The organism is Paenibacillus sp. FSL H8-0317, assembly GCF_045040685.1.
Lineage (GTDB): Bacteria > Bacillota > Bacilli > Paenibacillales > Paenibacillaceae > Paenibacillus.
In genome coordinates this window covers 4,084,061-4,097,282 of record NZ_CP150294.1, presented here as the reverse complement: position 1 = coordinate 4,097,282, position 13,222 = coordinate 4,084,061, and the positions used below count along the sequence as shown (strand labels likewise).

Sequence of the window (13,222 nt, the reverse complement as noted above, 5' to 3'; positions counted from 1 at the left end):
TATCCCCTAGGTGGCACGCGGGTTTTGTTTATGTTTTGATTGTTATTCTACTTTTTGAACTACCTCTCTAAAACTGTTTTGCAAAAGTAGTTGCTTGCTCGATAGCTTGTTGCTTGATCTCATCCGCACGATCTTTATATTGATTGTGCCCCTCGACAAAAATGCCATCAAGCTTCGGCACGCCGAGGAAAGACATGATAATGCTTAAGTAACGATGACCGGATTCCATCTGGGCAGCCGGACCTTCGGAATAAATGCCACCGCGAGCCTGAATATGCAACGCTTTTTTGTCAGACAACAGTCCGACAGGACCTTGTTCGGTATAACGAAATGTTTTGCCAGCTACGCAGATCGAGTCCACATAAGCCTTCAGAATAGGAGGGAACGAGAAGTTCCACATCGGAGTTACAAAAACATATTTATCTGCTGCGGCAAATTGATCCGACAGTTCATTCAAACGACTTACTTTGGTCTGCTCTTCGGCAGTCAGGTCACTACCCGATTGCAGTTTTCCCCATCCACTGAAGACATCCGCATCGATATGCGGAATATCCGAACGATACAGATCGAGGTGAACAACCTCATCAGACGGGTGATTTTCACGATACGCGTCAATAAATGCTTTGCCTGTAGCCATGCTGAAAGAGGTTTCATGATCGTGAGGATGGGCAGTAATATACAATAAGGTAGACATGTAGTTCTTCCTCTCTGTGCGATTAATGGGGTGAAGCAATCTTGGCAATGATGAAGCGACCGCAGTAGTATGCATCGTTTCCCCCGTTTTATACGTCAGAAAGGGATATGAATGGATCGATCATGATACTGAACTGGATGCTTTATGGTGACCAGATACTCAATCCATGTATAATATATAGGACGAGTATTTATTTTCCAAAGACAATAGGATGAGTGAGATGAGCGCACATGGGAATGGACCTGGAGAAGCAACGATTAAGCATTGAAGCAGCGAAATTGTATTATCAGTCCGATTATAGCCAGCAGGATATTGCCGCAAGGTTGGGCGTGTCGCGTCCAACGGTGTCAAGGTTACTTCAGTACGCCAAAGATCGTGGATACGTCCGGATTGAAATTATGGACCCGCTGGAGGATATCGACATCATTGCCGGAGAACTTAAGTCGAAATATGATCTGGATACGGCACTTGTGTGTTTTGCCCCGTTGAAGAGTGATGAGGAAATACAGAAGCATATCAGCAAACGAGCAGCAGACTACCTTCAAGAGACGGTTCAGGATGCAGATATCATCGGGGTGACTTGGGGAACAACCATGCATGCTGTAGCACGCCAACTTCGTCCCAAACAGGTTAAAGGTGTCGAAGTCGTGCAATTGAAGGGGGGCGTAAGCCACTCCCATGTCAATACGTATGCCGCTGAGATTGTTCATTTGTTCGCTGAGGCATTCCATACGGTACCAAGGTATTTGCCGCTGCCTGTTATTTTCGACAACATTGAAGTGAAAAACATGGTGGAAGCGGATCGACATATCGGCAGAATCGTGGAACTTGGCAGACAGGCCAACATTGCTTTGTTTACCGTGGGTACTGTGAAGGAAGATGCATTATTGTTCAGGCTCGGTTACTTTAATGAAGAAGAGCAACAATTGCTGATGAACTCCGGTGCAGGTGACATATGTTCACGCTTTTTCGACGCGGAAGGTCAGTTGATCAGTGAAGAGATTAACAGCAGAACCGTTGGAATTGATCTAGCAGAGTTGAGAAATAAGGAAAAATCAATTCTTGTTGCCGGGGGACAACGCAAAATTGAAGCCATTCACGCCGCGCTCAAAGGTCATTACGCAAATATTCTGGTCACGGACCAGTACACAGCGCAGGCATTACTTCGATTTTAATTTCAAATTTAATTTCAAATGGATATGGATGACAACATCTGCCACGTAAAAAGGGCGGATGTTTTGCTTTTTTAGGAAGAAAATATAACGAAGAAGAAATGTAAGTGTAACTGTGAACAAAAGTTCAAGTTGATTTTTACATATGTTCATGTTAGTGTAAGGGTATAGAAAATAACTAGTTCAGATAAGGGAGAGATTCAATTGACTACACCACAATTAGCTAAAATGATCGACCATACGTTGCTTCGTGCGGACGCAACGCAAAGTGAAATGGCCAAGTTAACCGAAGAAGCAAAGCAATATCAGTTTGCTTCCGTATGTGTTAACCCAGGCTGGGTTGCTTATGCTGCTGAGCAGTTGCAGGGTTCTGGCGTAGATATCTGCACCGTTATTGGTTTCCCTCTGGGAGCATCTACATCGGAGACAAAAGCTTTCGAAACGAAAGATGCGATTGCTAAAGGTGCAACTGAAGTCGATATGGTCATCAACATCAGTGCTTTGAAAGATGGCAAAGATGATTTCGTTGAACAAGATATTCGTGCTGTTGTTGAAGCGGCTGCGGGTAAAGCTTTGGTGAAAGTTATTATTGAAACTTGTCTGTTGACGGATGAAGAGAAAGTACGTGCTTGTCAGGCAGCTGTGCGAGCTGGAGCTGATTTTGTTAAAACTTCTACAGGTTTCTCCACAGGTGGAGCAACGCCAGAAGATATCGCTTTGATGCGTCGTACGGTAGGTCCTGATGTTGGCGTTAAAGCTTCCGGTGGCGTACGTAGCCTGGAAGATATGCAGAAAATGATCGAAGCGGGTGCTACTCGGATCGGTGCAAGTTCTGGCGTTAAGATTATGCAAGGTGGTCAGTCTACATCTTCTTATTAAGCAAAAGCATCTTAGAAAAAGCTTAATAAATAAAAGTAATGTTATATTCTCTGTACTTGGGCGTTCGACTCAGGTACAGGGAATACAACTTACACTTATATTTTAATTAACGGAACTTATTGTAAGCGCTTCATAAGTTTTCTGAAAGATTACTGATAAAAATGCTTAAGAACCCTTTGAGCTGAATTTTCACATCCGGCTTAACTACCTTCAAAGGAGAAATCAAATGAAATTTCTAATTGCCATTATCGGCTTACTCGTTGTTTTTGGACTGGCTTATATCGCAAGCAACGGCAAAAAGCAGATTCGTTACCGGCCGCTGGCTATCATGATTGTTTTGCAAGTTATACTAGCTTATGCTCTGTTGAATACAGGAGTGGGTACTTTTTTAATTGGCGGTTTCGCGACCGTATTTAAAAGTTTACTCGACTATGCGAATGAAGGTATCGCATTTGTATTTGGGGGTTTGACTACCGTAGGTGCCGAAAGCGGGGGGGCACCGTTCTTCCTCAGCGTATTGATGCCGATTGTTGTCATCTCCGCCCTTATCGGTATATTGCAGTATATCCGAATCTTGCCTTTTGTTATAAAATATATTGGTCTGGTATTAAGCAAAATCAACGGAATGGGCAGACTGGAATCATATAACGCGGTTGCTTCGGCTGTATTGGGGCAATCTGAAGTGTTCATTTCTGTGAAAAAACAAATTGGGTTGTTGCCAAAACATCGGCTGTACACCTTGTGTGCTTCGGCGATGTCCACGGTATCGATGTCGATTGTTGGTGCTTATATGACCATGATCGAGCCGAAATATGTGGTTACAGCTCTTGTACTGAACCTGTTTGGCGGTTTTATCATTGCTTCGATTGTGAATCCTTATGAGGTTACAGAGGAAGAAGATATATTGGAAGTACAGGAAGAGGAAAAACAGTCCTTCTTCGAAATGCTTGGCGAATACATCCTGGATGGATTCAAAGTTGCTATCATCGTAGCTGCGATGTTAATCGGTTTTGTTGCCTTGATTGCACTTGTTAACGGAATTTTCAGCGCGGTGCTTGGCATTTCGTTCCAAGAGCTACTTGGTTATGTGTTTGCACCATTTGCCTTCATCATGGGTGTTCCATGGAAAGAAGCGATTCAGGCAGGAAGTATTATGGCAACCAAAATGGTATCCAACGAATTCGTAGCTATGCTTAATTTGAAGGAAACTGCAATGTCTGCCAGAACAACGGGTATCGTATCTGTCTTCCTCGTGTCGTTCGCCAACTTCTCCTCCATCGGTATCATTGCTGGTGCGGTGAAGGGACTCCATGAGAAGCAAGGTAATGTGGTCGCCCGCTTCGGTCTGAAACTGCTTTACGGTGCTTCGCTTGTCAGCGTGCTGTCAGCGATCATTACTGGACTGTTCTTGTAAGCTGGATTATTTGGAAGGAGTGCTTAAGTTATGTCAACATTCAAAAGAGTACATCTGATTGTTATGGATTCTGTAGGGATCGGCGAAGCGCCGGATGCAGCAGAATTTGATGATTTTGATGTCGATACCTTCGGTCACATTGCACGTGAACGCGGAGGTCTGAAAATGCCTCATATGGCTAGTCTCGGACTGTCCAACATCAAAGAAATCGAGGGTGTCCCTGTAGCGGAAGCACCTAAAGCGTATTACACCAAGATGCAGGAAGCATCCAGAGGCAAAGACACAATGACAGGTCACTGGGAGCTGATGGGTCTTTACATTGATACCCCTTTCCGTGTGTTCGAGAATGGTTTTCCCGATGAGTTGATTCAGCGCATTGAAGAGAAAACGGGCCGCAAAGTAATTGGTAACAAACCGGCCAGCGGCACGGAAATTCTGGATGAGCTGGGTGCAGAGCATGTTGAAACTGGCGCGCTCATCGTGTACACATCCGCGGATTCGGTTCTGCAAATTGCAGCACATGAAGACGTTGTTCCACTGAAAGAACTATATGAGATCTGTGAGTTCTGCCGTGAAATTACACTTGAAGATCCGTACATGCTCGGCCGCATTATTGCACGACCATTTGTAGGTGAAGCGGGTAACTGGAAACGTACTGCGAATCGTCATGACTATGCACTCAAACCTTTTGGTCGTACGGTTATGAATGAACTGCAAGATGGTGGATTTGATGTGATTGCTTTGGGTAAAATCGCAGATATCTATGACGGCGAAGGTGTAACCAAGGCTGTTCGTACCGTCTCTAACATGGATGGCATGGACAAGTTGTCCGAAACGATGGATGAAGAGTTCACTGGACTGAGCTTCCTGAACCTGGTTGATTTTGATGCCCTGTACGGTCATCGTCGTGATCCACAAGGTTATGCTCAGGCACTTGAAGACTATGATGCACGGCTGCCAGAGATTTTTGGCAAAATGACCAATGATGATCTGCTGCTGATTACAGCTGACCATGGTAACGATCCAACATACCGAGGTACAGACCATACACGTGAATATGTACCACTTCTTGCCTACTCACCGCGCTTCAGCGAGGGCAAAAAGCTTGATCTGCGCAGCACATTTGCTGACCTTGGCGCAACCGTAGCTGAGAACTTTGGAGTGAAAATGCCGGAATATGGTACCAGCTTCCTGAAGGATTTGAAATAAGTTAATTTTAGGTAACCGAAACTTTAGGGATTTAAGTTTTCTTTCAAAAATGGATTAGGGATGTCGGAGTAGTTGAGGCTGCTCCGGTTCCTTTCATCGTAATAGAGATAAACATATAACTGGAGGAGATTCATTCATGAGTACACATATTGGAGCAAAACCCGGAGATATCGCAGAAACGATCCTTTTGCCAGGAGACCCTTTGCGCGCTAAATATATCGCAGATACGTACCTTGAAGATGTTGTATGTTACAACGAAGTTCGTGGAATGCTCGGTTACACAGGTACATATCAAGGACACCGGATTTCGGTGCAAGGTTCAGGAATGGGTATTCCGTCCTTCGCAATCTATGCTAACGAATTGATCAGCGAATATGGCGTAAAAAACCTGATTCGTGTGGGTACTTGTGGCGGTATGCAGGAGCATGTACGTGTACGTGATGTCATCCTTGCACAAGCAGCATGTACAGATTCCAGCATGAACAAACACGTGTTTGGTGGATATGACTTCTCACCAATCGCTACGTTCTCCCTGCTGAAAGAAGCATATGACCGTGCAACAGCTAAAGGTATGAAGATTCATGTCGGTAACGTGTTCAGCTCCGATTCTTTCTACCGCGATGACCGTTCCGTTACCGAGAAGTTGATGAAACACGGCGTACTCGGCGTAGAGATGGAAACAACAGCACTGTACACCATCGCTGCCAAGTTTGGTGTTAACGCACTGACCATCCTGACGGTAAGTGACCACTTGCTGACAGGCGAAGAAACATCTGCCGAAGAACGTCAAAAAACGTTCAATGACATGATGGTAGTTGCCCTGGACACAGCAATCACACTGTAATTGTTATTCATAATCATTTGATTTTAATCGAAACTTTTGTTTTAAGCACGGAGTGAAGGACCCGGAATCGATTCTGAAGAAGCGTTAGCGTTCGCCTTTGTCTCCGAGTTTTCCCCATTGCAAAATGGATCAAAAAAACTTGGAGACAACAGCGATCGGAGGAACGATCCGGAGCCGGAACGGTCCCAGTACAAAGTGTTCTATACAAATCATTTACCCGAGGAGAGATCATCATGAGAATGGTAGACATTATTGCTAAGAAACGCGACGGAAAAGAACTGACAACAGCTGAGATTGATTTTGTGGTTCAAGGATACACACAAGGAGAGATCCCGGACTATCAAGTCAGCGCTTGGGCGATGGCAGTATTTTTCAAAGATATGACAGACAAGGAACGCGCTGATCTGACGATGTCGATGGTGAATTCCGGTGAAACGATCGACCTGTCCGCTATCGAAGGCATCAAAGTAGACAAGCACTCCACAGGAGGAGTGGGCGATACAACAACACTGGTACTTGCTCCGCTTGTTGCTGCGCTGGATGTTCCTGTTGCCAAAATGTCCGGACGTGGACTTGGTCACACGGGTGGTACAACAGACAAGCTGGAATCCGTTGCTGGTTTCCACGTAGAGCTTGAAAAAGAAGAGTTCATTCGTCTCGTAAACGAACATAAGGTTGCAGTTATCGGACAAAGTGGTAACTTGACGCCTGCAGACAAAAAGCTCTATGCCCTGCGTGACGTAACAGCTACCGTTAACTCCATTCCACTGATCGCCAGCTCCATCATGAGCAAGAAAATTGCAGCAGGTGCTGATGCAATCGTATTGGATGTTAAAACGGGTGCTGGTGCATTCATGAAAACAACGGAAGATGCTAAAGAATTGGCACATGCCATGGTAAGCATCGGTAACAATGTTGGCCGTAAAACGATGGCTGTTATCTCCGATATGTCCCAACCACTGGGTCTGGCGATTGGTAACGCGCTTGAAGTGAAAGAAGCCATCCTCACCCTGCAAGGTAAAGGTCCAAAAGATCTGGAAGAACTGTGTCTGGCTCTTGGACGTCAAATGGTATTCCTTGCTGGTAAGGCAGATTCCTTGGAGCACGCTGAGGAGAAATTGAAAGAAGTGATCCAGAACGGTAAAGCCCTGGAGAAATTCAAAGATTTCCTGGCAAACCAAGGCGGAGACGCTTCGGTTGTAGATCATCCAGATCGTTTGCCACAAGCACAATATCTGGTTGAAGTCCCAGCAGACAAAGACGGCTATGTTGCAGGAATCGTCGCTGACGAAATCGGAACTGCAGCAATGCTGCTTGGCGCAGGCCGTGCAACAAAAGAGTCCGAGATCGATCTCGCGGTTGGTCTGATGTTGAACAAAAAAGTCGGTGACCCAGTCAAAGCTGGTGAGTCCCTCGTAACGATTCATGCCAATCGTGAAGACGTAGCAGACGTCATCGCGAAGATCAAAGAAAACATTACAATTGCGGATCATGCCGATGCTCCTGTATTGGTTCATGATATCGTAACGGAATAATACAATCAGAGCAGACGAGATGTAATCTCATGTCTGACTGAACATGAAAGCCCCAAAACGATGTAATCCATCGCTTTGGGGCTTTTGTCGCTGAGGTGCCGGTAGTTACTACTACTACGAGCAACTACGGGCTCTTTATTTTCTCATACGCCATCACCGAGTCCGCATTGGTATAAATATAAGGCGTGGATGGCTCGGATACAGGTGTCACCTTTGTGGCCCGAATCTCAATCGTATCCTTACCGTTAACCTGTGCAGAGCCTATGCTGCCATCAATTTGCACCCAGCTGTCTGTAGGGAAGCTATCCGCTTCTGGGATGTGAATCATCACGCCGAAGGGAGCAGCATCAGCCGGGCAACACATGACGAGAAATCGTCCCAGTGCAAAATGTGATTCATGATCCATACTTTTGTCCCGATAAACGAATCCGGTTAAGGAGATATCTTTGCCTGCAAATTGTCGCTGGAACATGTCGATCGTGCCGAGTGTTTCAGAGAAGATCTCAGGATAGACTCGGATGACCTGTTCTGCATACAACTTCTCTGCCAGTTCAGCGAATTCGCGGCTATACTCGTCTGGGGGAATGAATTGTACTTTGGTAGCCGATGCAGGCTGAACGGTCGTTGATTGTTGTGTAAGATCTTGTACATTCAATTGCGTTGCCGGATCAGGTAAAGGCTCTTTCCGGCGAATCTCGGGAGGGGCATAGGTGAGAGACATGCCTTTCTGGCTAGCCATGGAGCTGCCGAGCGCCCGATCAGGTAACAGAAACCCCAGCAACAAGGGGATAGCAATCAGACCATATACCAACGAGCTGCGTAGGAAACCGGAAGGAGGTGGATGTTCACAGTCGCAATGAACCTCGTTTCTGCCGAACAGTCCATGCCAGGCCATGATAACTGCAATAAACATTAAGGGAACAGGGCAGCATAACAGCAGTTTTTGCATGGTAGGCGCCAGATAATAATGAAGCGAATCACTTGAATTCAAGTGAATAATGTACACTGCCACCCCGCCGATCCAGCCTGCACGGATCAGGTTATGCCATTGGATGACGTGTGACCTTGGAACAGGAGGCTTGGTCATCATGTAGACATTGTGGTTCATAATCATCACCTCATCTCTATTCATAGTCAGTATGAAAGTTCATGGGATTAACCATTCAGGTCATGAAGTATGTTGCTCAACCTTTATACCAGCAGGTTAATCAACCACGAGCCGGCGAAGACGAGCGTAATAATGGCTAGACTTAGACCAATAACAAACCGGGTACGGAAGGTTGAGAGCAGCATCAGGGTGCTTTTGAAATCCAGCATTGGACCAAGCACAAGGAAGGATACCAGCGGCCCCAGTGCAAACGTATGTGAGAACGCAGAAGCCACAAAAGCATCTGAAGTGGAGCAGAGAGACAATACATAAGCAAATCCCATCATAAACACATAGGAGGCGACAGGACCATTGCCAAGTGAGATCAGATCGCTGCGGCTAATGAATGTCTGGATGCAGGCTGTAATCAAGGCACCGATCACCAGATATTTGCTCATATCGACAAATTCATCTCCGGCATGAATGAAGAAGTTGCGCCAGTTTTTTACATGGTTATGATCATGTGCATTTGCGTGCGCGTGAGGTTGCGCCATTTTAAAACCAGGATGCGTCTTAACCTCTGTCACTGCGACTTTTGGCATCCGAAGGGGATTTCGACGAACGAACACATACACAAGCATGCCTATGGAAGCTGCTACAGCAAAGGCCAGTCCCATTCGGGCAATGGTAATCTCAGGATGGGAGGGAAAGGCGAGCAAGGTTGCGGTAAATACGATGGGATTGACTACGGGACCACTCAAGATGAATGTCACTGCGATATAGGAAGGCATGCCTTTGTGCATCAACCTTCTCACTACCGGGATCATGCCACATTCGCAGATGGGAAAAATAATACCGAGTAGTCCTGCAACCAGCACACCGCCGATCGGATTCTTGGGTGTGAGTTTGCGGACCATTTCTTCGGATACGAACCACTGCATGAGTGAGGACAATAGTACACCCATGAGCAGAAAAGGTGCGGCTTCAAGGAAAATACCTATGAATACGGTTTTCATATTTTGCAAAGCTTCACTGTTCCATGCTTCCTTCAGGTCTGGAGCCATTGTGATCAACACGGGAACAAGAAATGCACAAGGGATCAGGAAGGACAGGAGCTTCAAATTGGCTGCCATTTTCATGAAACAGACCTCCACAACTAGGACTTTGCTAAAATATATGCTTGTACGTGCAGCAACATACATCATTCCTATGTTCTAATCAACATTTTTACGATTAATCAAGATTTTTCATCCATATGTAGAACTGGCGTGAACTTGAATGTTCATTTTCCGGCGTGGAGTTGACAAAAGAAAAGCTATAGACTAATATCATTAAATAGTAATAATTACGATTAAATAAGAGGAGGCAACAACCATGAGAGTCATTGTAACTTTAGCCTGCACCGAGTGCGGGGACCGCAACTATACAACAACCAAGAACAAACGTAACCATCCAGAGAGAATTGAGATGAAGAAGTACTCCCCGCGCTTGAAGAAAATGACGATCCACCGGGAAACCAGATAAAATTTTTTTGTTATTTTTAAATAGTAATATTTACGAAAAGAGGGAAAGGCATGATATTATCCTCCATGCGTGATGTTGTATTTGGATATGGCAAAGAGCCGATCATTGATCAACTGTCGCTGGATATTCATGTGGGAGAGTTCATAGGCATCGCAGGTCCCAACGGTTCTGCCAAAACGACCCTGTTAAAGCTGCTGCTAGGGCTATTGAAGCCCTGGAGCGGCACGATACATATGAATCCGCAGTTGAAACGTGGGACCAAGTCCAATATCGGTTATGTGCCCCAGCAGGTGGCATCGTTTAATAGTGGATTTCCCAGTACGGTGAACGAACTGGTCCGGTCCGGGTGTTACACCAGGCTGGGATTATTCCGCAGATTCACAGCAGAGCAGGATGCCATCGTTGAACGCAGTCTGCGTGAAGTTGGCATGTGGGAATATCGGAATACACGCGTGGGTGAGCTGTCTGGCGGACAGAAGCAGCGGATCTGTATTGCAAGAGCTATGGCTGGGCAACCGCAGGTTCTGGTACTGGATGAGCCAACAACGGGAATGGACCGCCACAGCCGTGAAGGATTTTACAATCTGATGCGCCACTATGTTGATGCTCATGGGATAACGATTATTATGGTTACTCATGGACTGGAAGAGATGGGAGATCGATTGGACCGAACCATTACTCTGGAACGGCAAGAAAGTGAGGAATGGAAGTGTTTGAGTACGAATTCATGCAACGTGCCTTCTGGGCAGGTGGACTGATTGGAGTCATGGCTCCAATTCTTGGGGTTTATCTGATGCTCAGGCGGCAGGTCCTAATGGCAGACACGTTATCCCATGTCTCACTCGCAGGGGTGGCGCTCGGTTCGGTCATGAATCTTAACCCGGTGGTCTGCGGATTTGCCGTTGCCATTATCGGTGCATTACTGGTTGAACAACTGCGGCGAAGTTACCGAACCTACAGCGAGGTACCTGTGGCGATCATCATGACTTCGGGGCTGGCTCTTGCTGTAGTGTTGATGAGTCTCAAAACCAATCTGTCCAAGACCTTCAGCTCATACTTATTTGGATCTATTGTCGCGGTTAGCGATATACAGTTGTGGATGATGGCAGGTGTGTGTGTCATGGGTTTACTTTTTTTCATCCTGCTCCGGAGACCGTTGTATAACTTTACGTTTGATGAAGAGACTGCTTCCATTGGAGGCGTCCAGGTAAAAGGTTTATCGTTTGCATTTGCCATTCTGATAGGAATGACTGTAGCATCAGCCATGCCGATCGTCGGTGTGCTACTAGTGTCTGCTCTCATTGTATTGCCCGCTGCCTTGGCACTAAGAGTGTCTCGCAGTTTTACAACAGCCATTATTGTTGCGATAATTACAGGTTTAATCGGTATTTTTAGCGGACTCACCGCATCTTACCATCTAAATACACCACCGGGAGGAACAATTGCACTCATCCTGTTGGTCATCCTATTGACTGGAATATCAGCGCAAAAGCTGATTGCACGATATAACCGCAAGCGCCATCGCAAAGAAACGAAATCACAGCACGTCATTCTGGTCAACCATTCTAGGAGGAATACATCACATGAAACTCAGTAAAAAAGCTACGCTCGGATTGTTGTTTAGTCTTACACTTATCGTCGCAGGCTGCGGACAAAAATCCGCTTCTGATGCAAATACAAGTTCTACGGGTGCTTCTAATACGGTCTCCACAGAGAATGAAGTAGCAAAATTAGACGTGCAGGTTAGTTTCTACCCCATGTATGAATTCACTAAAAATGTAGCAGGCGACCTAGCGGATGTACATACGCTCGTTCCAGCGGGTTTGGAGCCTCATGATTGGGAGCCAACACCACAGGACATTGCCAGTATTGAGAAAGCGGATGTGCTTGTATACAACGGTGCGGGTATGGAATCATGGATTGATCAGGTCACCGGAAGTCTGAGTAACACTTCACTCATTCAGGTGGAAGCAAGCAAGGGCATCAACCTGCTTGAAGGTGGAGAGCATGATCACCATCATGAAGATTCAGAGGCAACAGAACATGAACACGATCATGACCATGCGAATGAAGCGACTACAGAAGAACATGATCACGACCACGATCATGCAGATGAAGTGACTACAGAAGAACACGTCAACGATCATGACGCCGAGGCAGAAGCAGGACATGATCACGATCACGGGGGACTGGATCCCCACGTATGGCTGTCACCTGCATTGGCTGTAAAAGAAGTGCGCAATATTGAAGCAGGTTTGGCGCAGGCTGCCCCGGAACACGCTGAACAGTTCAAGCAGAATGCAGATGCCTATGTTGCTCAACTGGAGTCACTGGATCAGGACTTCAAGGCGGCTGTGACGGAAAGTAAACGCAAGGATTTCATCACACAACACGCTGCATTTGGTTATCTGGCACAGGAATACGGATTGCAACAGGTGCCTATCGCAGGATTGTCTCCTGAGCAGGAACCTTCGGCAGCGCAGATGGCATCTGTCATTGATTTTGCAAAAGAGCATCAGGTGAAGACGATTTTCTTCGAAACACTGGTTTCATCCAAAGTGTCTGAGACGATTGCAAGTGAAGTGGGGGCCAAGACAGCTGTATTGAACCCGATTGAGGGACTTACCGAGGAAGAAATTGCGGCGGGAATGGACTACATCAGTGTGATGAGACAGAATCTGGAGGCACTGAAACTGGCGCTGAACGAATAATAAAAGACCAATTTGATGCCTGTCACCGAAAAAGGTACAATAATACAACATGCTGAGGAATGGAGTGCCATTCCTTTGCCTTTTTGCGAAGCAGAGAGCACAGTGATGTGCTCTCTGCTTCGTTTAAGGTGACCCGATTGAGGAGAACAGGAG

General features: G+C 46.1%; 13 protein-coding genes. 10 read left to right on the top strand and 3 right to left on the bottom strand.

Features of this window, described 5'->3' with window-relative positions; translation table 11 throughout:
• Window positions 1-67: 67 nt before the first annotated feature.
• Complete coding sequence (locus MHB43_RS18185) at window positions 68-694, bottom strand: FMN-dependent NADH-azoreductase (protein ID WP_339176981.1); 627 nt, start codon at window positions 692-694, stop codon at window positions 68-70.
• A gap of 236 nt (window positions 695-930) precedes the next feature.
• On the opposite strand from MHB43_RS18185, the gene MHB43_RS18180 reads away from it, so the two are divergent.
• The 6 genes from MHB43_RS18180 (at window position 931) to MHB43_RS18155 (ending at window position 7,747) form a co-directional block, all read left to right on the top strand.
• Window positions 931-1,869, top strand: coding sequence for a sugar-binding transcriptional regulator (locus MHB43_RS18180; protein ID WP_062836066.1), 939 nt, complete (start codon window positions 931-933; stop codon window positions 1,867-1,869).
• Window positions 1,870-2,094: 225 nt separating this feature from the next.
• Window positions 2,095-2,745 carry a deoxyribose-phosphate aldolase gene (gene deoC / locus MHB43_RS18175; protein WP_076215422.1) on the top strand — a complete coding sequence of 217 codons (651 nt, stop codon included), beginning with the start codon at window positions 2,095-2,097 and terminating at the stop codon, window positions 2,743-2,745.
• Between the two features lie 226 nt (window positions 2,746-2,971).
• Window positions 2,972-4,159, top strand: a complete 1,188-nt coding sequence (locus MHB43_RS18170) for a NupC/NupG family nucleoside CNT transporter (RefSeq protein ID WP_036613804.1) — start codon at window positions 2,972-2,974, stop codon at window positions 4,157-4,159.
• A 30-nt stretch (window positions 4,160-4,189) separates the two neighbouring features.
• Entirely contained in the window at window positions 4,190-5,368 is a 1,179-nt protein-coding gene (gene deoB, locus MHB43_RS18165) for a phosphopentomutase (protein ID WP_405117672.1), read from the top strand.
• A 136-nt stretch (window positions 5,369-5,504) separates the two neighbouring features.
• Window positions 5,505-6,212 carry a purine-nucleoside phosphorylase gene (gene deoD / locus MHB43_RS18160; RefSeq protein WP_017688193.1) on the top strand — a complete coding sequence of 236 codons (708 nt, stop codon included), beginning with the start codon at window positions 5,505-5,507 and terminating at the stop codon, window positions 6,210-6,212.
• 233 nt (window positions 6,213-6,445) lie between these two features.
• Window positions 6,446-7,747 (top strand): pyrimidine-nucleoside phosphorylase, encoded by a 1,302-nt coding sequence (locus tag MHB43_RS18155; protein ID WP_036613808.1) that lies wholly within the window; start codon window positions 6,446-6,448, stop codon window positions 7,745-7,747.
• 124 nt (window positions 7,748-7,871) lie between these two features.
• Here MHB43_RS18155 and MHB43_RS18150 read toward each other — a convergent pair whose 3' ends face one another.
• Both MHB43_RS18150 and MHB43_RS18145 read right to left on the bottom strand, forming a co-directional pair.
• A complete protein-coding gene (locus tag MHB43_RS18150; protein ID WP_405117671.1) occupies window positions 7,872-8,855 on the bottom strand; it encodes a TIGR03943 family putative permease subunit in 984 nt (327 codons plus the stop codon).
• An 83-nt stretch (window positions 8,856-8,938) separates the two neighbouring features.
• Window positions 8,939-9,973, bottom strand: a complete 1,035-nt coding sequence (locus MHB43_RS18145; RefSeq protein WP_339176977.1) for a permease — start codon at window positions 9,971-9,973, stop codon at window positions 8,939-8,941.
• A 235-nt stretch (window positions 9,974-10,208) separates the two neighbouring features.
• Between MHB43_RS18145 and rpmG the strand changes: the two genes are divergently transcribed.
• Genes rpmG through MHB43_RS18125 form a run of 4 tightly spaced genes read left to right on the top strand, consistent with a single transcriptional unit; the run spans window position 10,209 to window position 13,069 of the window.
• Window positions 10,209-10,358, top strand: a complete 150-nt coding sequence (rpmG, locus tag MHB43_RS18140) for a 50S ribosomal protein L33 (protein WP_339176975.1) — start codon at window positions 10,209-10,211, stop codon at window positions 10,356-10,358.
• Between the two features lie 50 nt (window positions 10,359-10,408).
• Window positions 10,409-11,116, top strand: coding sequence for a metal ABC transporter ATP-binding protein (locus tag MHB43_RS18135; protein WP_339176974.1), 708 nt, complete (start codon window positions 10,409-10,411; stop codon window positions 11,114-11,116).
• Window positions 11,062-11,955 carry a metal ABC transporter permease gene (locus MHB43_RS18130; protein ID WP_339176973.1) on the top strand — a complete coding sequence of 298 codons (894 nt, stop codon included), beginning with the start codon at window positions 11,062-11,064 and terminating at the stop codon, window positions 11,953-11,955. The genes MHB43_RS18135 and MHB43_RS18130 overlap by 55 nt, the downstream gene beginning before the upstream one ends.
• On the top strand, window positions 11,942-13,069 hold the full coding sequence (locus tag MHB43_RS18125; protein ID WP_339176972.1) for a metal ABC transporter substrate-binding protein: 1,128 nt from the start codon (window positions 11,942-11,944) through the stop codon (window positions 13,067-13,069). The genes MHB43_RS18130 and MHB43_RS18125 overlap by 14 nt, the downstream gene beginning before the upstream one ends.
• Window positions 13,070-13,222 lie beyond the last annotated feature (153 nt).